Raw genomic sequence first — 21,533 nt, 5'->3', positions numbered from 1 at the left:
CTTCCTATTTCTGCAGGCGCGGGTTGAGCGCCTCGCGGACGCGGTCGCCCACGATGTTCATGGTGAAGACCACGGTCAGCAGCAGCAGGCCGGGAAACACGCTGATCCAGTACAGGCCGGCCAGCATCTGCTGGTAGCCGTTGGCGATCAACAGGCCCAGCGACGGCTCGGTGACCGGCAGGCCGATGCCCAGGAAGCTGAGCGTGGCCTCGGCGGCGATGGCGTTGGCGGTCTGGATCATGGCGATGACGATGACCGGCGGGATGCAGTTCGGCAGCAACTGGCTGAACAGCGCGCGCCGGTGGCTCAGCCCCAGGCACAGGGCCGCTTCCATGTATTCCTTGCGCCGCTCGACCACGGCGGTGGCGCGCACCGCGCGGGCGAAGTAGGCCCACTGCACCACCACCAGCGCCAGGATCACCTTGTCCACGCCCTGGCCCAGGATGGCCAGCATCATCAGCGCCACCAGGATGGTCGGGAAACCCAGCATCAGGTCCACCAGGCGCATGATCAGCGCATCGATGCGGCCGCCGAAATACGCCGCCGTCAGGCCCAGCACCGTGCCCACGGCCATGGCGAACAGGCCGCTCAGCACGCCCACGGAAAGGCTGGTGCGCAGGCCATACATCATGGCCGACAGCATGTCGCGGCCCTGGGCGTCGGTGCCGGCCCAGTAGATGTCGCCATAGATGCCCTGGCTACCCGGCGGCATGCGGCCGTCCAGGATGGTGATGGCGGCCAGGTCATACGGGTTCTGCGGCGCGATCCACGGCGCCAGCAGCGCGGCCAGCACCAGCAGCAGGAAGATGATCGCGGCCAGCGTCGCGGGGCGGCTGTCCAGCACGCCGTGCAGCGCCTGGCCGAAAGTGGTGTCGCGGCCGGGCAGCCATTTTTTGGCAAGCAATGTCATTCGGAGGCTCCCACGCGGACACGGGGATCCAGCACGGAATAGATGATGTCCACCAGCAGGTTGAGCACGATGAACATGGTGACAACGATCAGCAGGTAGGCAACCACCACCGGGCGGTCCAGCTTCATGATGCTGTCGATGATCAGCTTGCCCACGCCGGGCCAGGCGAAGATGGTTTCGGTGACGGTGGCGAAGGCGATCAGCGAGCCGAACTCCATGCCGACCACGGTGACAATCGGGATCAGGATGTTTTTGAGCACGTGCATGTAGATCACGCGCGATTCGCGCAGGCCCTTGGCGCGGGCGAATTTCACGTAGTCCAGCGGCATCGTCTCGCGCACGCCGCTGCGGGTCAGGCGCACGATCAGCGCGATCTTGAACAGCGCCAGGTTCAGCGCCGGCAGGATCAGGTGGCGGATGCCGTCCCACGACGCCAGGCTGGTGTGGATGCCGAGGATCTCGCCGGTGGGGCCGCGCCCGGTCGACGGCAGCCAGCCCAGCGTCACCGAGAAGATCAGCACCAGCATGATGCCCTGCCAGAAGTTCGGCAGGCTGAAGCCCAGGATCGAGCCGGTCATGATGCCGCGATCCAGCGCCGAATCCGGCTTCAGGCCGGCCACCAGGCCCAGCGGCAGGCCGATGGCCAGCGCCAGCAGCAACGCCACGCAGGCCAGCTCCAGCGTGGCCGGCAGGCGTTGCAGGATCAGCTGGATGGCGGGCTGGTTGAAGACGAACGAGGTGCCCAGGTCGCCGTGCAGCGCGTTGCCGACGAACTTCAGGTACTGCTGGTACAGCGGCAGGTCCAGGCCCAGCGACTGCACCGCCTGCGCGATCTCGGCCTGCGTGGCGTCGGCCGGCACCAGGATCTCGATCGGGTCGCCGATGGCGTAGACGCCGGCGAACACGATCAGCGAGGTCAGCGCCAGGATCACCAGGCTCTGGCACAGCCGGCGGATAATGAACGCGGTCATGGCGCCTCGCGGCGACAGGAAGCGGGGAACGGAACGGCGCGCATCTGGGGGCTCCTTGCCGGACAATATCGGCGATATCGCGTATTGATTGCGGATTCATGAATGGCGAGAATCCGGATGGGCGGAATGTTCGATCCATCGCGCCCGACTGGCAACCGTATGCGAAGGCGGCATATGGCTATGTGAATGACGAGAAATTTGGTGTTAACCCTAGGCCTCGCGCGTGCCGTGCCGCGCGGCGCCGATATTGCGGACCCCGCGGGACAGGATGAATTTCAAGCAGCTCGAGGCTTTCCTCGCCTTCATGACCACCGGCTCGACCATCGAAGCCGCGCAGCGGCTGGGTTCGTCGCAGCCGGCCGTCAGCCGCCTGCTGAGCCAGTTCGAGACCGACCTGGGCGTGCCGCTGTTCGTGCGTCGCAAGGGCCGGTTGCATCCCACCGCCGAGGCCGAATCGCTGCTGCCCGACGTGCAGAACATGATCTCGGACGCCGAGTCGCTGCAGCGCCACGTCAACCAGTTGCGGCTGGGCGGGCAGCGGCGCACGCTGATCCGCGTGCAGCTGCCCAGCACGGTGGCGCAGTCGGTCATGCCCGCCGTGGTCGAATCGTTCCTGTCCGACCATCCCGACGTCGCGCTGGAAGTGCTGGTGGGCACCTACGAAACCAGCGAAGTGGCGGTGCTGGGGCGCGAGGCCGACCTGGCGCTGGTGCGCTCGCCGCCGATGAATTCGGGCCTGGCCATGTTGCGGCGGCTGGCGACCGAGGCGGTCTGCATCATGCCGCCGAGCCATCCGTTGCAGGCGCTGGACGAGATCGGCCCGGCCGACCTGATCGGCGTCGACCTGGTGCTGCTGGGCCGGCAGCGTTCGCTGCGCCTGCAGATCGACCAGGCCTTCCGGCAGGGCCGCATGATGCCGCAGATCAAGGCCGAGGTGCATTCGGTGGAAATGGCCTGCCGGCTGGCGGCGCAGGGCATCGGCGTGTCGATCGTCAACGGCCTGTTCGCGCGCCTGTGCCAGGACATGGGCATCGTCTGCCGGCCGTTCCGGCCGCGCATCGACTACTGCGTGGGCATGGCCACGCTGGCCGGCCAGCCGCCGCACCCGCTGGTGCCCGAACTGGTCCAGCGCATCCTCGACGCCATGGCGCGGCGGGCGGGGCCGGACGCGTTCACGCTGCTGGCGCCGGACGACGCCGCCGCGCCTGCCGCGTCGGCCTGAGGCGCGCGCCGCCGGCATGGACGCGGGATACAGTACGACGCAAAAGCGGCGGTCTTGCGACACAGGCGGGATACAGCGCCTTGGTGCAATGCGGGTTCCTCAATTCCGATACCAGGAGCCATCATGTCCCAAGCGCTGGAAACCGTGCTGTACACCGCTCACACCCACACCACCGGCGGCCGCGAAGGCGCCGGCCGCAGCGATGACGGCGCGCTGCTGCTGCCGCTCAGCCCGCCGGGCTCGGGCCGGCCCGGCACCAACCCCGAGCAACTGTTCGGCATCGGCTATTCCGCCTGCTTCATCGGCGCCATGCAACTGGCCGGCGCCAAGCTCGGCATCGCCGTGCCGCGCGACGTGGCGGTCGATGCCGAGGTGTCGCTGGGCAAGACCGACGGCGGCGCGCGCTACGCGCTGGCAGTCAGGCTGAACATTTCGCTGCCGGGACTGTCGGACGAGCAGCGGCGCCAACTGGTCGACACCGCGCACCAGACCTGCCCCTACTCGGGCGCGATCCGCGGCAATATCGACGTGGAATTGGCGATTCTCTGAGTCCGTAGTTTCAGAAGCAACGCCCCGCGATGGCGACATCGGGGGGCGTTTTTCATCTGGAAAATCGAAGCGCGCTACCTCGCCGCGCTCAGGCGCCGGGCCGCAGCAGCACCTGCGCCTCCAGCCCGCCGCCCTCGCGATTGCGCAGCCGCAATTCGCCGTCGATCACGTCGGCCAGTTGCCGCGCGATCGCCAGGCCCAGGCCGGTGCCGCCGCTGTCGCGGTTGCGCGAGCCTTCGAGCCGGTAGAACGGTTGCAGCACCGCCTGCAATTCCTGTTCGGGAATGCCGGGGCCGCGGTCCAGCACGCGGATCGATACACCGTGGCCGTCCTCGGCCGGGCCGATCAGGACTTCCGCCGCGCCGCCGAATTTCAGCGCGTTGTCGATCAGGTTGCCCAGGATCCGGCGCAAGGCGCGCGGCCGGGTCTGCCATGGGCCAGGGCAGTGGCCTTGCAGCGTCACCGGCTTGCCGATGTCGGTGTAGTCGCACACCAGGCTGTCCAGGAACGCGTCCAGGTCGATGCGCGCGGGCGGCTCGGTGGCGGCGCCCGCGCTGCGCGCGTAGGCCAGGCCGTCGCGCACCAGCTGCTCGACTTCCTGCAGGTCGTGCGCCAGCTTGTCGCGGTCGGCCGAATCGTCCATGAATTCCGAACGCAGCTTCATGCGCGTGATCGGCGTCTGCAGGTCGTGCGAAATCGCGCCCAGGATCTGCATGCGCTCGGCCAGGTGCGCGGCGATGCGGTCCTGCATGGCATTGAATGCCGCCGAGGCCTGCGCCACTTCGGCCGGCCCGTCCTCGGCCAGGCGCGGGCTGCGGCGGTCGGGGCTCATCGCATCGGCCGCGCCGGCCAGCTGCGTCAGCGGTCGGATCGCCAGCCGCACCGCCAGCCACGCGCACAGGATCAGCAGCGCCAGCTGCGCCAACAGCACCACCGGCAGCCACATCGCCAGCGGCATCACGCTCATGTGGATGTCCAGCGTCACCGCCTGGCCGTCGGCCAGCGTGGCGCGCGCCTGGATGTGCTTGGGGTCGTCGCCGACCGTGCCGAAGGCCAGCGGATAGGCATTGCCCAGCGCCGCCTGGATCGAGTCGCGCACCGCCTCGGCGGCCGGCGTCTGCAACGGCCGGTCGAAATCGCCGGGCCCCAGCAGGTACTGGCGGTTGCTGGCGCTCAGTCGCGGCAGCCAGGCGGCGCGCTCGTCGGCCGGCAGGCGGTTCAGGATCGCCAGCGCGACCACCACGTCGCGTTCCAGGTTGTCAAGCATGACGCTCCTGGCCGACTGGTAGCGCTCGTAGAACTGCAGTCCAAACGACAATCCGTGGGCCAGCACCAGGCCCACCAGGAAGACCAGGAACAGCCGGCTCGCCAGGGTGCGCGGCCAGCGGCGCCAGGGCGGGACCCGGGCGGCCATCTACGTGGCCTCGGACACGTCGACCTGCGCGGCGAACACATAGCCTTCGCTGCGCACCGTCTTGATATACATCGGCTCGCGCGCGTCCTCGCGCAGCCGCTGGCGCAGGCGGCTGACCAGCAGGTCGATCGAGCGGCCGAAGAAATCGGCGTCGCGCCCCTGCGTCAGGTTCAGCAGCTGGTCGCGGTTCAGCACCCGCTGCGGATGGTCCAGGAAGACCCGCAGCAATCGGTATTCGGCGCCGCTCAGCGACACGATCGTGCCTTCGGCATCCAGCAGGTGGCGCGCGGTGGTGTCCAGCGTCCAGGCGCCGAAACGCACGGCGCGGCCGGGCTCGGTGACCTGGAAGTTGGGCGGCAGCATGCGGGTGCGGCGCAGGATCGCCTTGATCCTCGCCAGCAGTTCGCGCGCCACGAAGGGCTTGACCAGGTAGTCGTCGGCGCCCATCTCCAGCCCCAGCACGCGATCCATGTCCTCGTCGCGCGCGGTCAGCAGCAGGATCGGGGTGCGGCGGTGCTTGCCGGCGCGCAGCTCGCGGCACAGCACCAGGCCGTCGTCGCCGGGCATCATGATGTCCAGCACGATCAGGTCGACGGTCAGCGTTTCGAGCAGGTTGCGCATCTGCCGGCCATCGGCCGCCAGCGTGACGTTCAGGCCGTTCTTCTTGAGGAAGTTGCCGGCCAGCTCGCGGATCTCGCGGTCGTCGTCGACGATCAGGATGTGGTCTGGATTGTCCATGGCGCATTCTACTCAGCGGGCGGGGTGCGGCGGCGGTCCTGGCTGTTGACGATCAGCTGGCATGGGCCGGGCTGGACGGCTTCGGCGCCCAGGCCGCCGGCCAGCAGCGCCAGCACGGCCAGCAGCCGGCGCAGGGTGGGGCGGGGATGTGGCTGGGGGAGGGGGTGCTTCATGGTCGGGCTCCGGCAAGGGGTGTCCGGCAGGTTATAGCGCCGCCCGCGGCGCGAAGTGTGTCGTAGTGTATGCGCGGCCGGACACGATACAAAAGCCGCGCAAAAACCCCGTTTTCCGGCACAGGGCGGATACCCGCCGCGCGTCCAATGCGGTCATCGAGACTGAAACGGACCGCCCGCCATGACCACCCTCATCGACACCCCGCTCGCCCTGGCCGCCGGCATGCTGACGGTAGCCTCGCCCTGCGTATTGCCGCTGCTGCCGATCCTGCTGGGCAGCGCGGTCGAGCGCGCCGGGCGCCTGCGGCCGCTGTGCATCGTGCTGGGCTTCGTGCTGGCGTTCTCCGGGCTGGGCATCGCGCTCAGCCTGCTGTCGGGCGCGGTCGAGTCGGCCCATGAGGCGGTGCGCTCGGTGTCGGTGGCGGCGCTGGCGCTGTTCGGCCTGGCGCGCATCTGGCCGCGGCCGTACGACTGGCTGGCGGCGCGGCTGAGTGGCCCGTTGCAGGGCGTGATCGGTCTGGGCGCGCGGGGTGGTTCGGGCAATGCCGGCGGCTTCCTGCTGGGCATGTCGCTGGGCGCGGTCTGGACGCCCTGCGCCGGGCCGGTGCTGGCATCGATCCTGATCCTGGCGGCGCGCGCCCAGGACCTGGCCCATTCCAGCCTGCTGCTGCTGGTCTACGGGCTGGGCGCCGGCATCCCGATGCTGGCCATTGCCTACGGCGGCGGCTTCGCGGCCCGCCGCGTCGGCGCCATCGCCCGCCACGCCGTGCGCCTGCAGCGCGCCTTCGGCGTGTTGCTGGTGGCGTCGGCCATCGCCATCCATTTCCAGTACGACGTGCTGGCCTATGCCTGGATCAGCCGCCTGTTCTCGTGACCTGATTTTTTTCTGTCCGCTTTTCCGCGACCTGTTTTTTCGCAACCCCATTTTCCGTGACCTGAAGGAGCGCACCATGCCGTCCATCCGCTTTTCCGCCCGCCGGGCCCTCGTTTCCGTCAAGTTCGCCGTGGCCGGCCTGTTGCTGGGGACCGCGGCGCATGCCGCCGCCCCGGCGCCGGTTCCCGCGCCGGAATTCACCGGCATCCAGACCTGGCTCAACAGCGAGCCGCGCACCCTGGCCAGCCTGCGAGGCAAGGTGGTGCTGGTGGATTTCTGGACCTACACCTGCATCAACTGCATCAACACGCTGCCGTACGTGAAGCAGTGGCACCAGAAGTACAAGGACCAGGGCCTGGTGGTGGTGGGCGTGCACACGCCGGAATTCCCTTTCGAGCGCACAACGAAGAATGTGGCGGACGCCATCAAGCGCTTCGGCATCGAATACCCGGTGGCGCAGGACAACGACTACAAGACCTGGGACGCCTACCGCAACCAGTACTGGCCGGCGTTCTACCTGATCGACAAGGCGGGCAACATCGTCTATCGCCATTTTGGCGAGGGGCGCTACGCCGAGACCGAGGCCGAGATCCAGCGCCTGCTGGCCCAGCCCCAGTCCTGAGTCCCGCGGGCCGGCCGCCGTCGCGAATGCCGTTGCGGGCGCCATTGAGACGCCTGCGATGGCTCGCTGGCGCGTCCTGTGACGGCCCCGCGGCGGTTCAGCCGCCGGCCAGCGCCAGCATCAGCAGCGCGCCCAGCAGCGCCGGCGGCATCACCCAGGCGCCCAGCTTCAGGAAGCGCAGCGCGCCCACGTGCTGGCCCTCGCGCCGCACCGCGATCAGCCACAGCAGCGTCGCCAGCGAACCGGTGATCGACAGGTTGGGGCCCAGGTCCACGCCGATCAGCAAGGCGCCGGCGGTCTGCGCCGGCAGGTCGGCGATCTGGCCGACCGATCCGGCGATCAGTCCGGCGGGCAGGTTATTGATGACGTTGCTGGCCAGCGCCGCGACGATGCCGGCGCCCCACAGCGCGCCGCCGGCCGAGTCGCTCGCCAGCCGCAGCAGCGCCCGCGCCAGGGCGTCGATGGCGCCGCTGAGCGCCAGGCCCTCGACCAGCACGAACAGGCCGGCCACCATCGGCAGCACGCCCCAGGCCACGTGGCGCAGCACCGGCAGCGGATTGAGCCGCTGCCGCAGGTGGATGAAACCGGCGGTGGCCAGGCCGGCAATGAAGGTCGGCAACCCCAGGTCGGCGTGCAATGCCGAGGCCGCCATCAGCACCAGCGCGGTCAGCAGGATGCCGATGCCGGTCAGGCGCGCGCCGCTGCCCAGCGGCTGCGGCACGATGTCCGCCCGCAATGGCTGGCGCAGCGCCTCGCGCTGGCTGTAGCGCAGCGCCAGGTAGGTCAGGCCGATGGCCGCCAGCGACGGCAGCGTGAAGCGCTGCAGCCAGTCCAGCAGCGGCGGCATCTGGCTGCCGTACACCACCAGGTTGGCGGGATTGGAGATCGGCAGCACGAAGCTGGCGGCGTTGGCGATGAAGGCGCAGATGAACAGGTACGGCAGGGGCCGCGCGCCGGCGGCCCGCGCCGCGGCGTACACCGCCGGCGTCAGTACCACGGCGGTGGCGTCGTTCGACAGGAATACGGTGACCAGGATGCCCACCAGGAACACCAGGTCGAACAGCCGCCGCGCCGACCCGTGCGCATGGCGCGCCGCCACCATCGCCAGCCAGTCGAACAGCCCCTGCTGGCGCGCCAGCTCGGCCAGCACCATCATGCCGATCAGGAACAGGTAGACGTCCAGCCCCTTGCCGACCGCGCCCAGCGCTGCCTGCCAGGGGATCAGCCCGGTCGCCGTCAGCAGCAGGGCGGCGCCGCCGGCCCAGACGTATTCGGGCAACTTCCAGGGGCGCAGCAGGATGCCGACGATCGCCAGGGCGGAAATGCCCCAGAGGGCGAGGGAGGCGTGGGAGGCGGGCATGAATGGTGGTCGCGTGGCGGGAAGCTGGGCATTATCGCCCGTCTCGCGGCCGCGCGGGCGGGGCGGCCCGCAGCTTCCGCACCGCTCATGCCCCGCGCCGATCCCGGGGAGGCTCGCGATGCGAACAGGCCCTAGTTGACCTGCAGCGTGTACATCGCCTGTCCGCGCACCAGCGTCAGCAGCAGCGGTTGCCCCGGCGCCGCGCCGCTCAGCAGGCCGCGCAGGTCGGCCAGCCGGCTCACCGGGCGCTGGTTGACGCCGATGACGATGTCGCCGCGCTGCATCCGCGCCGCCACCGGCCCGCGCTCGGGATAAGTGGCGCTGACCGCCACGCCATCGTTGCCCTTCAGGCGCTGCGCGCGGCCGATCTCGGTGAACTCCACGCCATTCAGGCGCGCATCCAGCGAACCGCCGTGCAGGCGCTCGTTGCGCTCCGGCTCGATGCGCAGCGTCACTTCCGAGCGCTGGCCGCCGCGCGACAGGGTCAGCCGCACCTGCTTGCCCACCGGCAGCAGGCCCTCGGCATTGCGCAGCTGGGCGCTGGTGCCGATCGGCTTGCCGTCCAGCGCCACGACCAGGTCGCGCGCCTGCACGCCGGCCTGTTGCGCCGGTGAACCGTCCGCCACCCGCGCCACCACCACGCCCGTGGCGTTGGGCGCCATGCCCAATTGGCGCGCGTTGCGCGGCGTGATGTCGATGGTGTCCAGCCCCAGGCCGCCGCGCTGCACCTGGCCGTGCTGCAGCAACTGGCGCATGACCTCCCCCGCCAGGTTCGACGGAATCGCGAAGCCGATGCCGACATTGCCGCCCGATGGCGTGTAGATCATGGTATTGATGCCGACCAGTTCGCCGTTCAGGTTGACCAGCGCGCCGCCCGAGTTGCCCGGGTTGATGGAGGCGTCGGTCTGGATGAAGTTCTGGTAGCCGGCCGCGCGCAGGCTGGAGCGTTCCAGCGCCGATACGATGCCGGACGAGGCCGACTGGCCCAGGCCGTAGGGATCGCCGATGGCGACCACGAAATCGCCCACCCGCAGGTCGCTCGAGTCGGACAGCGTCAGGGCCTGCAGCTTGTCGGGCGGAATGCGCAGCACCGCCAGGTCGGTGTCCGGATCGCTGCCGACCACGGTGGCGGTGAAGCTGCGGCCGTCCTGCAACGACACGCGGATGGACGTGGCGCCGCGCACCACGTGGTGATTGGTCAGGATATTGCCCTGGGCCGCGTCGACGATCACGCCCGAGCCGATGCTCTGGCGCCCGGCGCCACCGGCCTGGCCGAAGGCCGGCGCCGGCGCGCCATCGCCCTGGGCGGAAATGTTGACCACCGCCGGCGTCACGCGTTCGAGCATGGGCGCCAGCGAGGGCAGGGGCTGGCCGTCCACGGCCATGGGCAGCGCGGCCAGCGCGCGGGACGGGGCGGCGAGCGAGGTCGCCAGGGCGGCGGCCAGCGCCGCGGCGGACAGGATGCGGTTCATAGGGGCCTTGGTGAGTCTGCGCCGCAGTATCGCCGCGCCCCGCGTCGCCCATATGACCGATCAAGCCCCTTTCCGGCGGCGTGTTCCGCCGCCGTGCCCGCCAGCCCTAGAAGCCGACCGCCTGGCCGTCGCGGCGCGAATCGGACGCAGCCACGTAGCCGCCCTGCGGCAGCCGGCAGATCAGTTGCGCCGAGCCGAATTCCAGGCTGTCGGCGGGCGCCACCGCCACGTTGTGGCCGCGCTGGCGCAGCGCCTCGACCACGTCGGCGGGCAGGTGCGCTTCGACGTTCACCACCGGCCCCTTCTCGACCCGGAAACGCGGCGCATCGCTCATGGCCTGCGGGTTCTGGCCGAAGGCCGCCAGGCGCGTCACCATCTGCAGATGGCCTTGCGCCTGCATCGACCCGCCCATCACGCCGAACGACATCACCGGCTCGCCGCCGCGGGTGACGAAGGCCGGGATGATGGTGTGCATGGGCTTCTTGCGCGGCGCCACCTGGTTGGCGTGGCCCGGCGTCAGCACGAAGTTCAGGCCGCGGTTGTGCAGGCTGATGCCGGTGTCCGGCACCACCACCCCGGAACCGAAGCCGTGGTAGTTGGATTGGATGAACGACACCATGGTGCCGCCCGCGTCGGCGGCGGTCAGGTAGACCGTGCCGCCGCTGGCGGGCGTGCCGGCCACCGGCACGGCGGCGCGGTCCATCGAGATCAGGCGCGCGCGCTCGGCCAGGTAGGCGCGATCGAGCAGGGCGCGGGCGTCGGTGCGCATGTGGCGCGGATCGGCCACGTGGTGATGCAGGTCGGCAAAGGCCAGCTTCATGGCCTCGATGCTGACGTGGTAGTAATCGGCGCTGTCGCGGCCCATCGCCTCCAGGTCGAACTGCTCCAGCATGCCCAGCGCCATCAGCGCCGAGATGCCCTGGCCGTTGGGCGGGATTTCATGCAGTTCGTAGCCGCGGAACGACTGCGAGATCGGCGTCACCCACTCGGGGCGGTGTTCGGCCAGGTCGGCCGCGCCCAGGGCGCCGCCGGTGCGCGCCGCGAAGTCGACGATCCTGCCGGCCAGCGCGCCGCGGTAGAAGCTGTCGCCCCCGCTTTCGGCGATGTCGCGCAGGGTGCGCGCCTGCGCCGGAAAACGCCACCATTCGCCCGCCCGCGGCGCCCGGCCTTGCGGCAGGAACGCCTCGGCAAAGCCCGGTTCCTGCGCCAGCTTGGGCGCCTGCGTGGCCCATTGGCGCGCAATCGTCGGACTGACCGCGAAGCCTTCCTCGGCATAGGCGATCGCCGGTTCGAACAGCTTGGCGAAGGGCAGCTTGCCGAAGCGTTCGGACAGCGCCTTCCAGCCCGCCACCTGGCCGGGCACGGTCACCGTGCCCCAGCCGGTGCCAGGCATGGCGTCGCGGCCGGCGAAATACTCCGGCGTCCATGCCGCCGGCGCGCAGCCGCTGGAGTTCAGGCCATGCAACCGCCCTTCGTGCCAGACCAGCGCGAACATGTCGCCGCCGATGCCGTTCATCACGGGTTCGACCACGGTCAGCGCGATGGCGGTGGCGATGGCACTGTCCACGGCATTGCCGCCCGCCAGCAGCATGCGCAGCCCGGCCTGGGCCGCCAGCGGCTGGCTGGTTGCCACCGCGTTGGCGGCCAGCACCGGCATTTTTCGGGAAGCGTACGGAAAAGACCAATCGAAGGGGGAGGACATGATGGCGTGGAGACTCTGTGGGAAATTACTGCGGGGTGATGCCGGCCTGGTCGATCAACTGCTTGGTGCGCGGGATCTCGGCCTTGATGAAGGCGGCGAATTCCTCGCGGCTGCCGCCACGCGGCTCGGCGCCGGCTTCGGCCAGCTTACCGCGCAACGCGGGATCCGCAAGCACCTTGTTGACGGCGCGGTTGAGCTTGTCCAGGATCGGCGCGGGCGTGCCTTCCGGCGCCACCAGTCCGTACCACGGCGCGATGTCGTAGCCGGCGTAGCCCTGCTCGGCGATGGTGGGGATGTCCGGCGCCAGCGACGAGCGCTGCGAATTGGACATGCCCAGCGCCAGCAGCGCGCCGCTCTTGACCTGCGGCAGGCCGGTCATGATGGTGTCGAAGTACATCGACACCTGGCCGCTCAGCAGCGCCGGAATGGCTTCGCCGGCGCCCTTGTAGGGCACGTGCAGGATGTCGATGCCGGCCACCGATTTGAGCATTTCCCCCGCCATGTGCGAGGTGGTGCCGGTGCCGAACGAGGCGTACGTCAGCTTGCCCGGATTGGCGCGGGCGTACGCGATCATCTCGGGCAGGGTCTTGAACGGCTGCTGCGGATTGGCCAGCAGGATGTTGGGCGTGTAGGCCACCATCGACACCAGCTCGAACTTGTCCGGATCGTAGGCCAGGCGCTTCTGCAGGAAGCGGTTGGTGACGATGGCGGCCGGGCCGCCCATCAGCAGTGTGTAGCCGTCGGCCGCCGAGCGCGCCACCGAGGCGCTGCCGATCGCGGCGGCGGCGCCAGGGCGGGCTTCGACCACGAAAGGCTGGCCCAGTTCGGTCGACAGCGCCGCGCCCAGCTGGCGCGAAATCAGGTCGGTGGCCGAGCCGGCCTGGAACGGCACCACGATGCGCACCGGATGCTGCGGCCAGTCGGTGGCCTGGGCGCCGGCCTGGGCGGCGAAGGCCAGCGCGGCGACGCCCGCCAGGGCGCGGATGAGACGGAAAGGCATGGATTCCCCTTGAATGCGTTGTATCGGTGAGCGCCAGGCGGGTCTGTCGCCCGTTGCGGTCCCCGGCGGGCGCGCACGGCCGGCGCGCCAGTCACGGATTTGACGCGAGCCATGGCGATCCGAACATAGGTATTTGCATCCATGGATCACTGGATCCAATTTATGTTATTTTTGCGTTTATCTATCATGGCGGCTTTGAAAACCCGGGGACGAGGATGCTGCAGTATCAGAAGACAGCCGTCAGCGCCGAAGAAGAGGCCTACCAGCACCTGCAGCGCGAAATCCGGCTGGGCAACTATCCGCCCGGCCACCGCCTGGTGCCCGAGGTCATCGCCAGCGAAATCGGCACCAGCCGCATGCCGGTGCGCGGCGCGCTGCGCCGCCTGGCGTCCGAAGGCCTGGTCGAGATCCGCGCCAACCGCGGCGCCGTGGTGCGCGGCCTGAACCAGCAGGAAATGCGCGAAGTCTTCGAAATGCGCTCCGTGCTCGAAGGGCTGGCCGTGCGCAACGCCGTGCGCCACATGAGCGCCGAGCACGTCCGCCGCCTGTCCGGCATGCTCGACCAGTTGGAGCAGGGCCTGGGCGACTACCTGGACTGGACCAGCGCCCACCGCGACTTCCACGAATACCTCTGTAGTTTCTGCCAGCAGCCGCGCCTGTTGCGGCAGATCTCCGAACTGCACTCGGTGGTCGAGCCCTACATGCGCCTGTGGGCCGCCCAGCCCGGCCGCGTGTTGCGGGTGCGCGAATCGCACCAGGAACTGATAGACGCGCTGCTCACCGGCGACCCCGATCGCTGCGAAGCCGCAATGCGCCAGCATGTGCTGAACACCGTGCCGGCGTTGCAGGCGTTCCTGGAGCAGGGCGGCTGACGGCTGTCCGCCCGCGCCGCGCCGTTCAGGTCCTGCCCGGCGCCGGCTTGCCGCGGCGCTTGAATTTCACCTCGCTGGCCAGCACGCCCGCCACGATCAACGCCGCGCCCACCAGCGCCAGGCCGGGCAGGCGTTCCCCGGCCAGCCGGCCGACGATGCCGCCCCACACCGGCTCGCCAGCGTAGATCACCGTGGCGCGCGTGGGCGACACCGACTTCTGCGCCCAATTCATCGTCAGCTGGATCACCGCGCTGGCCAGCCCAAGTCCGATCGCCCCGCCGGCCCACAGCCATGAAAATTCCGGCACCGCCTCGCCCAACGCCGGCATCAGCGCGAACGACACCAGCCCGGCCGTCAGCAGCTGCACCGCCGTGACGCGGCGGCTGTCCACCGAGCTGGCGAAATGGCCGATCAGGATGATCTCGGCCGCAATCGCCGCCGCGCCCGCGAGCGTGGCCAGTTCACCCGCGCTGAAATGCAGCGCGCCGGCCTCCGGACCGGCCAGCAGCACCAGCCCGGTGAACGCCAGCGCCACCCCGACCCAGCTCATCAGCCCGGGCGGGCGCTTGAGCACCGCCCATTGCAGCAGCGGCACGATCGGCACGTACAGCGCGGTGATGAAGGCCGACTGGCTGCTGGTGATGGTGCGCAGGCCGAGCGTCTGCAGGTAATACCCCAGGAACAGCGCGCAGCCGATCGCCACGCCCGCGCCCGCTTCGCGCCGCGTCAGCCGCGCCATGTGCCGGCGGAACAGCAGCATCGACACGACTCCCGCGATGGTGAACCGCACGCCCACGAAGAACAGCGGTCCGCTGTGCTGCATGGCGATATGGATGACGAGGAAAGTGCTTCCCCACAGCATGGTGACCAGCACCAGGGCGATTTCCTGGCGCGACAAGGCAAACATCGATTCGGATTTCACGGCGGACTTCGGATTTCAAAGGTGCGAGCAATATACGCGCCCGGCCGCATCCGCGGCGTCGCGCCACGGGCAGGGTGCCGCGATTCCAGCGCCACGGATCGGCGCGCGCCCGGACACCACCGGCGACCGTTCACCGGACAACATCTTGCGCCCGCCCCGCCACCCGCATATAGCCGGGAGTAATATGGCGCGTCCGGCGGTCGGCTTCCGTCTCCTCGCATCTCCGATGCCCGTGTACCGAAGCGCCCCGGCGCGACAAGAACACAAGGAGAGAGGCAAGTGGACAAGCAAGCATCGGGCGGCTGGTATTTCGGCTGGAACATCGTCGGCGCCGCCACCGTACTGACCCTGCTCACGGTGGGGCTGCGCATGGGTATCGGGCCGTTCTTCCTGCCCATGGCGGACGGCCTGGGTTTCTCGCGCAGCCTGCTGTCGGGCATCGTTGCGGTCGGCATGCTGTGCTACGGCCTGGGCATGCCGCTGGCCGGCTACCTGGTCAGCACCCGCGGCACCCGCTTCGTGCTGCTCACCGGCACCGCCATTGTGGTGGCCTCATCGATCTGGACCGTGTTCGCGCGCGGCCCCATCGAATTCCTGCTGGCGTTCGGCGTGGCCCTGTCGATCGGGCTGGCCTTCACCAGCCCGGTGGCGCTGACCCCCGTCATCAGCCGCTGGTTCACGCGCCAGCGCGGCATGGCGCTGTTCTTCCTGTCCACCGGCTCCATGGCCGGCATCGCGCTGATGACCCCCACGCTCACCTTCGCCATCGGCGCCGTGGGCTGGCAGGAAACCCTGCTGGCCTTCGCGGTCCTGTTCGCGCTCTTGACCGTGCCGGTGGCGCTGTTCGTCATGCGCGACCAGGCGCCCGAACACACCGACCTGCTGCCCCACCAGATCGTCGAAAGGAAAGCCAGCGCCCGGCCCGCCGCCAAGGCACCCGACCTGCGCGTTGGCGACGCCGTGCGCACGCTGCCGTTCTGGCAGGTGGCGCTGGGCCTGTTCGCCTGTGGCTTCAGCATGAACCTGCTGGGCACGCATGGCATGCCCATGCTGATGGATCATGGTTTCGACGCCACCACCAGCTCGCTGGGCATCGGCCTGATCGGCCTGGTGGCGATCTTCAGCACCCTGGTGCTGGGACGCATGTCCGATCAGGTCGAGCGCCGCAACATCCTGGCCGTCATCTACCTGGTGCGCGGGCTCGGGTTCTTCGCGCTGGTCATGGTCGGGGCGCACTGGGAACTGTATGCCGCCGCCACCATCGGCGGCGTGGTCTGGGCCGGCAGCATCGCGCTGTCGTCGGCCATCCTGGCCGACGTCTACGGCGTGCGCCTGGTGGGCGTGCTGTACGGGCTGACCTACCTGGGCCACCAGGTCGGCGGCATGATCAGTTCATGGCTGGGGGGCTGGGCCTTCGAGACCTTCCATACCCACTGGGTGGCGTTCGGCGCGGCCGGCGCCTTGCTGCTGCTGGCCGCCGCCATTTCCCTGCAACTGCCGCGGCGCGGCGCCTTGCGCGCCGTGCCGGCGATGGCGGCGGGCGGGCGCTGAACCCGCGCCGCCGTCAGGCTCAACTCAACGGTCCTTGAGCAGCGACACCAGCTCGGGCACGTAGCGTTCGCCGCCGCCCTGGCTGACCGCCTGGTCATAGGTGTGCAGCACCGCGGCGCCGATCTCGCGCACCGCGCCGGTCTCGGCCGCCATGGTGTTGTAGTACGAAAGGTCCTTCTGCGCGTTCGACATGAAAAAGCGCAGCGACGACGGGTCCTGCTCCAGCAGGTAGGGCTTGAGGCGCTCCAGCGCCACGCCGCCGCCGCCGCCCTTGGTCAGCACCTCGGCGAACACCGCCGGATCGATGTCGGCGCGCAGCGCGCACGCGGCCGCCTCCGACAGCAGCGCGATCGCGCCCAGCGACACATAGTTGTGCAGCAGCTTCATGCGATGGCCCGCGCCCACCGGGCCGGCATGCGCGATGTTCTCGGCAAAGCATGCCAGGATCGGCTTGCATTCCTCGAACAAGGCCTTGTCGCCGCCCACCAGCAGGTTCAGGCGGCCTTCTGCGGCTTCCTTCGGCGTGCGCGTCATGGGGGCGTCGAGGAAACGGCCGCCTTTCTCGGTGACCGCCTCGGCCACCTTGACGGTGGATGAGGGAATGGCGGTCGAGCAGTCGATGATCACCGTGCCCGGGCGCAGCCCTTCCAGCACGCCGCCCGGCGACAGCAGCACCGCCTCGACCTGCGGGCTGCCCGTGACGCACAGGATGATCACGTCCGACTGCGCCGCCAGCGTCGCGCCGTCGGCGCAACTGGTGGCGCCCGCCGCCTTCAACGCGTCCAGCGGCTGGTTGCCCGGATGCTCCAGCACCGTCAGCGTGTGACCGTGCTTGACCAGATTGCTTGCGATGCCATGGCCCATCAGGCCGATGCCCACCATACCGATTTTTGCCATCTTCCACTGCTCCTGCCACATGGGCTGTTTGTTATGGCTTAAATCTTACTCTCAGATCCACGCGCGGCCGGCCGACGCAGCGCGATGGCGCACGGCGCTCCCCGCCTTGCGGCGCCCCGCCGCATGTCGGGCGGCCAGACGCCAAGACCAGCCTGGCGCCGGGGACGGCGGCCAAGGCAGCCCGCGCCGCGCCTCAGACGATGCGGATGCTCAACTCCGGCAGGCCGTCCACGTGCGCCACGATCACGTCGCCGCGCACCACCGGCCCCACGTTCTCCGGCGTGCCCGAATAGATCAGGTCGCCCGGGAACAGCTCGAAAGCCTGCGACAGCCGCGCGATCTGCTCGGCCACCGACCAGATCATGTGCGACAGCGTGGCCTGTTGCTTGCGTTCGCCATTGACCGCCAGCCAGATGCTGCCTTCCTTGTAGTGTCCCGTCTGGCTCACCGGATGGATCGGGCCGATCGGCGCCGCGTGGTCGAAACTCTTGCCGATTTCCCACGGCTTCTTCTGGTCGCCCATGCCGCGCTGCAGGTCTCGCCGCGTCATGTCCAGCCCCAACGCGTAGCCGTAGACGCAGTCGAGCGCCCGTTCCACGGGGATGTCGCGGCCGCCTTGCGACAAGGCCGCCACCAGTTCCACCTCGTAGTGGTAGTTCTGGGTCAGCGGCGGGTAGGGGTGATCGGCCACCGTGTCCGGAAGCACCACCTGGATCGCGTCCGTCGGCTTCTGGAAAAAGAACGGCGCTTCGCGGCTGGGGTCCGAACCCATCTCGATGGCGTGCGCGGCATAGTTGCGGCCGATGCAGTAGATGCGGCGCACCGGAAAGCGCAGGTCGCCGCCGGCGATCGGCACGGTGGTCTGCGGCACGGCAAACGGGGTCTGGACGGATTGGGTCATCGCGGGTCTCCTGAAGGTTGCGAGGGGTCACGGCCAGATTAGGTCCGCGCCGCCCGCGTCGCCTGGAGACGATTACGCAATCCGTGGACGATTCCGCGCATTTCGCGGCGTGCCCTGCCGTCCCGTTTGCGCGGTCTTTCGCCCCGTCTTTTGCCCGGCCTCCTGCGCGACCTTCGGCGGCGTCCGCGCGCCGTCGCCGCGCAGGCGCTCGCGGTAGCCGGTCGGGCTGACGCCTTCCAGCTGCCGGAAGCGGCGCGAGAAATACGCCTCGTCCGCGAATCCCGCGGCATGCGCCACCTGCGCCACGCCGCGCGCCGTATGCGCCAGCAGATCGCGCGCCAGCGCCATGCGGCGCTCGGCCACCAGCTCGGTGAAGGTCTTGCCGGTCTCTTTCTTGAGCAGGTGCGCCAGGTAATTGGGCGACAGGAACGCCGCCGCCGCCGCGTCGTTCAGCGTCAGGTTCTCGGCCAGATGCGCGCCGATGTGCGCCAGCACCCGTCGCACGCTCTCGCGCCGGCTGCTGCCAGCGTGATGGCGCGCCAGGTGCAGCAGATCGGCCTCGTAGCGTGCGCACACCAGCCCGATCAGCTGCAGCAGCAGCCCGCGGATCGCCGTCGACGAACCGAAGCCGCGCCGCCGGTTCTCCGCCATCAGCCGGGCGATCAGCGTCTCGGCCTCGGCCAGCCCCTGCGCGTCCAGCTCGAAATCCAGGTATTCCTGGAACAGGAACGGCGCCAGCGCCGGCGCCTGCGACACCGGCACGTCCTCCAGGTCCAGCGCGTCCACCGCCAGCTCCGGCCACAGGAAGCGCTGCGCGAAATTGATGATGACGTAGCGCGCGCCGGGCGGATGCGGCACGAGGTGCACCCGGTACGGCAGCACGAAGCTCAGCCCGCCGCGCGGAAACGGCCGCGTGGTGCCGCTGATGGTCTGGCGCGTGTCGCCCTCCAGGTTCACCTGGATCTGGAAATACTCGTGCCGGTGCGGCTGCTCCAGCGGCTCGCGCACCTGCTGCGCCCGGATATCGAAGTCGAAATAATCCGCGCGCTCGGCCATGCCGTAGGTCTTGATGCGGTTCATGCGTGGGGCGGAGAAACGGACGATTGCATGGGCAGAATGTAGCGCCGGCGCGACGGCCGCGCCAGCCGCCGCCGAAATTGTCCGCTCACCGGTCGCCGCCGGCCGGCGCTGGCGCGCGCCGTCCGCTTTGCGCTACCGTGGGGCATTGCGCAGCAGACACTTACCATCCCATGACAGACACCATCCCCGCCGGCTTCGCGCCATGGCAACCCAGCAGCCAGTTCATGCGCCACCTGGCGGACCTGGGCGGCTTCTACCGGCGCGCGGCCGACGACGTGCTGGCCATGCGCATCGGCGCGGCCCACGGCAACATGCACGGCATGGCCCACGGCGGCCTGCTCGCCACCCTGGCCGACAGCGCCCTCGGATACGTCATCGCCCATCAATGCCAGGCCTCGGTCGTCACCGCGCAGATGTCGGTCGAATACCTCAACGCCGTCATGCCCGGCGACTGGCTCGAAGCCCACGTCACCATCGACAAGCGCGGCAAGCGCCTGATCTACGCCACCTGCCATCTGAAGGTGGACGAACGCCTGGTGCTCAAGGCCAGCGCCGTCTTCGCCGTGCGCCAGGCCGCGGTGCCGACCTCGGACGGTTGATGCGGCGGGCGGCGAAGCCGCCAAACGCAACCGGCGGCCAGCGGCCGCCGATTTTCCCGCATGCCGGCGCCGCCGGGCTCAGAGGTAGGGCGTGGCCAGCCAGATCACCTTGTTGCGCAGCCGCTTGGCGAACGGCGCCTGCTGCAATTCATCGAGCGTCTGCCGGCGCGCGCCGGCCACCAGCGCATCGATGCGGGCGCCGATCCAGCATGCCACCTGCGGGTCGTAGATCTCCGTATCCAGCTCGAAATTCAGCCGCAGGCTGCGCGGGTCCAGGTTCGACGACCCGACATAGGCCCAGCCGTCATCCACCGTCATCAGCTTGGAATGGTCGAACGCTCCGCGCGAGCGCCACACCCGGCAGCCGGTGCGCACCACCTGGTCCAGCTGCGCCGTCATGGCATAGTCGACCAGCCTCAGGTTGTTCTTGCCCGGGATCACGATATCGACGATGACCCCGCGCCGCGCCGCCGTCGCCAGCGCGCCGATCAGCGGCTGGTCCGGCAGGAAATAGGGCGACTGGATCCGCACGTGGCGCTGCGCCACCGCCAGCGCGCCCAGGATGATGCTGTGCGCGCTGCCCATGGCGCGGTCGGGACCCGACGGCACGCAGCGCATCGGCACCACGCCATGCACGGGCTGGGCGTGCGGATCGAACCACGGCCGCGCCGGCAGCGACTCGTGCGTCGTGAAATTCCAGTCGTGCGCAAACACCGACATCAACTGCGTCACGATCGGGCCTTCCACCCGGAAATGCGTATCGACATTGGTGGCCGCGCCCGACAGCGCCGTCACGAACGCCGCCCGCACGTTCATGCCGCCGGTGAAACCGATGCGGCCATCCACCACCAGCACCTTGCGGTGGCTGCGCAGATTGGCATACGGCATGCGCAGCACGCCCAGCGGATTGGTCATGAACCGCGCCACCGGCACGCCGCCGCGCGCCAGCATCCGCACGATCGGCGGCCGCGAATACTTGGCGCCGATCGCATCGATCAGCACCCGCACCTGCACCCCGCGCCCATGCGCCTCGATCAGCGCCTGCGCCATCTCGCGGCCGATCGCGTCGTTGTCGAAGATGTAGCTCTGCATCGCCACCGCGTGGCGCGCCTCGCGGATCGCCTGCAGCATCGCCGGATAGGCCTCATCGCCGCCGGCCAGTGGCCGCACCGCGTTGCCGCCCAGCAGCCGGAAGCGGCTGACCTGGTCGCCCAGCACCTTCAGCGACGCGAACTGCGGGCCCGAGATCGGCGCCACGTCCACGCTGGGCGTCTCCACCAGCGCCGCGTCCACCAGCATGGCTTCGTCGCGCTGCTGCGACAGCCGCGTTTTGCGGATCCGGTTGATCCCCGCCACGAAATAGGCCGCCGCCCCGAACAAGGGCGAGAACAGCGCCAACCCGACCCAGCCGATGGCCGAGCGCACGTCCTGCTTGGTCATGGCGGCATGCACCGCCGCGCCCGTGCCCGCCACCACGCTGATGCCGAACACCATGTGCGGCCAGTAAGCGGTCAATAATTCATGTATGCGATCCATGGCAACGGCGCGACGCAGGCCTCCAGAGGGTGATTCGAGCGCCAAGGATAGCAAGGCGGGCAGGCGTGGCAAGAGGGGGCGGACGAGGCCAAGGCTGCAGGACCGCGGGGCGTTTTACACCGCCGAAAAAAACATGCTAGAATTCGGCCTCTTTGCAGTTGAACACGA

General features: G+C 69.4%; 21 protein-coding genes. 7 read left to right on the top strand and 14 right to left on the bottom strand.

The genetic code is table 11. From position 1 onward, the window contains the following. Positions 1 to 4: 4 nt before the first annotated feature. The gene (locus tag AC6CR5_RS12890) at positions 5 to 910 is read right to left on the bottom strand and encodes an ABC transporter permease (protein ID WP_006387568.1); all 906 of its coding nucleotides are present in this window, start codon (positions 908 to 910) and stop codon (positions 5 to 7) included. Then, positions 907 to 1,881 carry an ABC transporter permease gene (locus AC6CR5_RS12885; protein WP_026383264.1) on the bottom strand — a complete coding sequence of 325 codons (975 nt, stop codon included), beginning with the start codon at positions 1,879 to 1,881 and terminating at the stop codon, positions 907 to 909. The genes AC6CR5_RS12890 and AC6CR5_RS12885 overlap by 4 nt, the downstream gene beginning before the upstream one ends. Before the next feature lie 268 nt (positions 1,882 to 2,149). Here AC6CR5_RS12885 and AC6CR5_RS12880 point away from each other — a divergent pair, with 268 nt between their 5' ends. Both AC6CR5_RS12880 and AC6CR5_RS12875 read left to right on the top strand, forming a co-directional pair. After that, positions 2,150 to 3,103, top strand: coding sequence for a LysR family transcriptional regulator (locus tag AC6CR5_RS12880; RefSeq protein ID WP_026383263.1), 954 nt, complete (start codon positions 2,150 to 2,152; stop codon positions 3,101 to 3,103). Positions 3,104 to 3,226: 123 nt separating this feature from the next. Continuing rightward, on the top strand, positions 3,227 to 3,652 hold the full coding sequence (locus tag AC6CR5_RS12875; protein WP_020928980.1) for an organic hydroperoxide resistance protein: 426 nt from the start codon (positions 3,227 to 3,229) through the stop codon (positions 3,650 to 3,652). 88 nt (positions 3,653 to 3,740) lie between these two features. On the opposite strand, the gene AC6CR5_RS12870 is transcribed toward AC6CR5_RS12875, so the two are convergent. The 3 genes from AC6CR5_RS12870 to AC6CR5_RS12860 are packed head-to-tail and all read right to left on the bottom strand — an operon-like array spanning position 3,741 to position 5,977. Then, positions 3,741 to 5,066 (bottom strand): ATP-binding protein, encoded by a 1,326-nt coding sequence (locus AC6CR5_RS12870; protein ID WP_026383262.1) that lies wholly within the window; start codon positions 5,064 to 5,066, stop codon positions 3,741 to 3,743. Continuing rightward, positions 5,067 to 5,804 carry a response regulator gene (locus tag AC6CR5_RS12865; RefSeq protein ID WP_006387573.1) on the bottom strand — a complete coding sequence of 246 codons (738 nt, stop codon included), beginning with the start codon at positions 5,802 to 5,804 and terminating at the stop codon, positions 5,067 to 5,069. Positions 5,805 to 5,812: 8 nt separating this feature from the next. Further along, complete coding sequence (locus tag AC6CR5_RS12860) at positions 5,813 to 5,977, bottom strand: hypothetical protein (protein ID WP_190277700.1); 165 nt, start codon at positions 5,975 to 5,977, stop codon at positions 5,813 to 5,815. A 181-nt stretch (positions 5,978 to 6,158) separates the two neighbouring features. Between AC6CR5_RS12860 and AC6CR5_RS12855 the strand changes: the two genes are divergently transcribed. After that, positions 6,159 to 6,851: a cytochrome c biogenesis CcdA family protein gene (locus AC6CR5_RS12855; RefSeq protein WP_026383261.1), complete on the top strand. Its 693-nt coding sequence runs from the start codon at positions 6,159 to 6,161 to the stop codon at positions 6,849 to 6,851. Positions 6,852 to 6,927: 76 nt separating this feature from the next. Continuing rightward, the gene (locus AC6CR5_RS12850; protein WP_200221704.1) at positions 6,928 to 7,473 is read left to right on the top strand and encodes a thioredoxin family protein; all 546 of its coding nucleotides are present in this window, start codon (positions 6,928 to 6,930) and stop codon (positions 7,471 to 7,473) included. A gap of 97 nt (positions 7,474 to 7,570) precedes the next feature. Here the strand turns inward: AC6CR5_RS12850 and AC6CR5_RS12845 are convergent, their stop codons facing one another. The 4 genes from AC6CR5_RS12845 to AC6CR5_RS12830 form a co-directional block, all read right to left on the bottom strand. Beyond that, on the bottom strand, positions 7,571 to 8,833 hold the full coding sequence (locus tag AC6CR5_RS12845) for an arsenic transporter (RefSeq protein ID WP_172999796.1): 1,263 nt from the start codon (positions 8,831 to 8,833) through the stop codon (positions 7,571 to 7,573). Between the two features lie 131 nt (positions 8,834 to 8,964). Continuing rightward, positions 8,965 to 10,305 carry a trypsin-like peptidase domain-containing protein gene (locus AC6CR5_RS12840; protein WP_035199983.1) on the bottom strand — a complete coding sequence of 447 codons (1,341 nt, stop codon included), beginning with the start codon at positions 10,303 to 10,305 and terminating at the stop codon, positions 8,965 to 8,967. 106 nt (positions 10,306 to 10,411) lie between these two features. Further along, positions 10,412 to 12,007, bottom strand: a complete 1,596-nt coding sequence (gene ggt, locus AC6CR5_RS12835; RefSeq protein WP_054446981.1) for a gamma-glutamyltransferase — start codon at positions 12,005 to 12,007, stop codon at positions 10,412 to 10,414. 25 nt (positions 12,008 to 12,032) lie between these two features. Next, positions 12,033 to 13,007, bottom strand: coding sequence for a Bug family tripartite tricarboxylate transporter substrate binding protein (locus AC6CR5_RS12830; protein ID WP_020928974.1), 975 nt, complete (start codon positions 13,005 to 13,007; stop codon positions 12,033 to 12,035). Between the two features lie 215 nt (positions 13,008 to 13,222). Here AC6CR5_RS12830 and AC6CR5_RS12825 point away from each other — a divergent pair, with 215 nt between their 5' ends. Continuing rightward, complete coding sequence (locus AC6CR5_RS12825; RefSeq protein WP_020928973.1) at positions 13,223 to 13,879, top strand: GntR family transcriptional regulator; 657 nt, start codon at positions 13,223 to 13,225, stop codon at positions 13,877 to 13,879. 25 nt (positions 13,880 to 13,904) lie between these two features. Here the strand turns inward: AC6CR5_RS12825 and AC6CR5_RS12820 are convergent, their stop codons facing one another. Next, positions 13,905 to 14,786, bottom strand: a complete 882-nt coding sequence (locus AC6CR5_RS12820; protein WP_035200009.1) for a DMT family transporter — start codon at positions 14,784 to 14,786, stop codon at positions 13,905 to 13,907. Positions 14,787 to 15,080: 294 nt separating this feature from the next. Here AC6CR5_RS12820 and AC6CR5_RS12815 point away from each other — a divergent pair, with 294 nt between their 5' ends. Then, positions 15,081 to 16,352 (top strand): MFS transporter, encoded by a 1,272-nt coding sequence (locus AC6CR5_RS12815; protein ID WP_020928971.1) that lies wholly within the window; start codon positions 15,081 to 15,083, stop codon positions 16,350 to 16,352. A gap of 24 nt (positions 16,353 to 16,376) precedes the next feature. On the opposite strand, the gene AC6CR5_RS12810 is transcribed toward AC6CR5_RS12815, so the two are convergent. From AC6CR5_RS12810 to AC6CR5_RS12800, 3 genes are all read right to left on the bottom strand, one after another. Then, positions 16,377 to 17,249: an NAD(P)-dependent oxidoreductase gene (locus AC6CR5_RS12810; protein ID WP_020928970.1), complete on the bottom strand. Its 873-nt coding sequence runs from the start codon at positions 17,247 to 17,249 to the stop codon at positions 16,377 to 16,379. 193 nt (positions 17,250 to 17,442) lie between these two features. After that, positions 17,443 to 18,150: a fumarylacetoacetate hydrolase family protein gene (locus AC6CR5_RS12805; RefSeq protein ID WP_020928969.1), complete on the bottom strand. Its 708-nt coding sequence runs from the start codon at positions 18,148 to 18,150 to the stop codon at positions 17,443 to 17,445. A 72-nt stretch (positions 18,151 to 18,222) separates the two neighbouring features. Next, positions 18,223 to 19,230: a helix-turn-helix transcriptional regulator gene (locus AC6CR5_RS12800; RefSeq protein WP_241059986.1), complete on the bottom strand. Its 1,008-nt coding sequence runs from the start codon at positions 19,228 to 19,230 to the stop codon at positions 18,223 to 18,225. A gap of 170 nt (positions 19,231 to 19,400) precedes the next feature. On the opposite strand from AC6CR5_RS12800, the gene AC6CR5_RS12795 reads away from it, so the two are divergent. Continuing rightward, positions 19,401 to 19,829 (top strand): PaaI family thioesterase, encoded by a 429-nt coding sequence (locus tag AC6CR5_RS12795; protein ID WP_006387591.1) that lies wholly within the window; start codon positions 19,401 to 19,403, stop codon positions 19,827 to 19,829. A gap of 78 nt (positions 19,830 to 19,907) precedes the next feature. Here AC6CR5_RS12795 and AC6CR5_RS12790 read toward each other — a convergent pair whose 3' ends face one another. Continuing rightward, positions 19,908 to 21,365: a phospholipase D-like domain-containing protein gene (locus tag AC6CR5_RS12790; RefSeq protein ID WP_054446979.1), complete on the bottom strand. Its 1,458-nt coding sequence runs from the start codon at positions 21,363 to 21,365 to the stop codon at positions 19,908 to 19,910. Positions 21,366 to 21,533 lie beyond the last annotated feature (168 nt).

The organism is Achromobacter sp. EG18 (assembly GCF_059759395.1).
Note: the sequence above shows the minus strand (reverse complement) of the source record. Positions and strands in the feature narration are given on the sequence as shown.

What these genes read in the sequence shown, in the direction of transcription:
- AC6CR5_RS12825 (WP_020928973.1), top strand. Translation starts at nt 13,223, where the DNA reads ATGCTGCAGTATCAGAAGACAGCCGTCAGCGCCGAAGAAGAGGCCTAC.
- AC6CR5_RS12885 (WP_026383264.1), bottom strand. Translation starts at nt 1,881, where the DNA reads ATGACCGCGTTCATTATCCGCCGGCTGTGCCAGAGCCTGGTGATCCTG.
- AC6CR5_RS12890 (WP_006387568.1), bottom strand. Translation starts at nt 910, where the DNA reads ATGACATTGCTTGCCAAAAAATGGCTGCCCGGCCGCGACACCACTTTC.
- AC6CR5_RS12845 (WP_172999796.1), bottom strand. Translation starts at nt 8,833, where the DNA reads ATGCCCGCCTCCCACGCCTCCCTCGCCCTCTGGGGCATTTCCGCCCTG.
- AC6CR5_RS12820 (WP_035200009.1), bottom strand. Translation starts at nt 14,786, where the DNA reads ATGTTTGCCTTGTCGCGCCAGGAAATCGCCCTGGTGCTGGTCACCATG.
- AC6CR5_RS12870 (WP_026383262.1), bottom strand. Translation starts at nt 5,066, where the DNA reads ATGGCCGCCCGGGTCCCGCCCTGGCGCCGCTGGCCGCGCACCCTGGCG.
- AC6CR5_RS12840 (WP_035199983.1), bottom strand. Translation starts at nt 10,305, where the DNA reads ATGAACCGCATCCTGTCCGCCGCGGCGCTGGCCGCCGCCCTGGCGACC.
- AC6CR5_RS12865 (WP_006387573.1), bottom strand. Translation starts at nt 5,804, where the DNA reads ATGGACAATCCAGACCACATCCTGATCGTCGACGACGACCGCGAGATC.
- AC6CR5_RS12880 (WP_026383263.1), top strand. Translation starts at nt 2,150, where the DNA reads ATGAATTTCAAGCAGCTCGAGGCTTTCCTCGCCTTCATGACCACCGGC.
- AC6CR5_RS12795 (WP_006387591.1), top strand. Translation starts at nt 19,401, where the DNA reads ATGACAGACACCATCCCCGCCGGCTTCGCGCCATGGCAACCCAGCAGC.
- ggt (WP_054446981.1), bottom strand. Translation starts at nt 12,007, where the DNA reads ATGTCCTCCCCCTTCGATTGGTCTTTTCCGTACGCTTCCCGAAAAATG.
- AC6CR5_RS12790 (WP_054446979.1), bottom strand. Translation starts at nt 21,365, where the DNA reads ATGGATCGCATACATGAATTATTGACCGCTTACTGGCCGCACATGGTG.
- AC6CR5_RS12855 (WP_026383261.1), top strand. Translation starts at nt 6,159, where the DNA reads ATGACCACCCTCATCGACACCCCGCTCGCCCTGGCCGCCGGCATGCTG.
- AC6CR5_RS12830 (WP_020928974.1), bottom strand. Translation starts at nt 13,007, where the DNA reads ATGCCTTTCCGTCTCATCCGCGCCCTGGCGGGCGTCGCCGCGCTGGCC.
- AC6CR5_RS12850 (WP_200221704.1), top strand. Translation starts at nt 6,928, where the DNA reads ATGCCGTCCATCCGCTTTTCCGCCCGCCGGGCCCTCGTTTCCGTCAAG.
- AC6CR5_RS12810 (WP_020928970.1), bottom strand. Translation starts at nt 17,249, where the DNA reads ATGGCAAAAATCGGTATGGTGGGCATCGGCCTGATGGGCCATGGCATC.
- AC6CR5_RS12860 (WP_190277700.1), bottom strand. Translation starts at nt 5,977, where the DNA reads ATGAAGCACCCCCTCCCCCAGCCACATCCCCGCCCCACCCTGCGCCGG.
- AC6CR5_RS12875 (WP_020928980.1), top strand. Translation starts at nt 3,227, where the DNA reads ATGTCCCAAGCGCTGGAAACCGTGCTGTACACCGCTCACACCCACACC.
- AC6CR5_RS12805 (WP_020928969.1), bottom strand. Translation starts at nt 18,150, where the DNA reads ATGACCCAATCCGTCCAGACCCCGTTTGCCGTGCCGCAGACCACCGTG.
- AC6CR5_RS12800 (WP_241059986.1), bottom strand. Translation starts at nt 19,230, where the DNA reads ATGAACCGCATCAAGACCTACGGCATGGCCGAGCGCGCGGATTATTTC.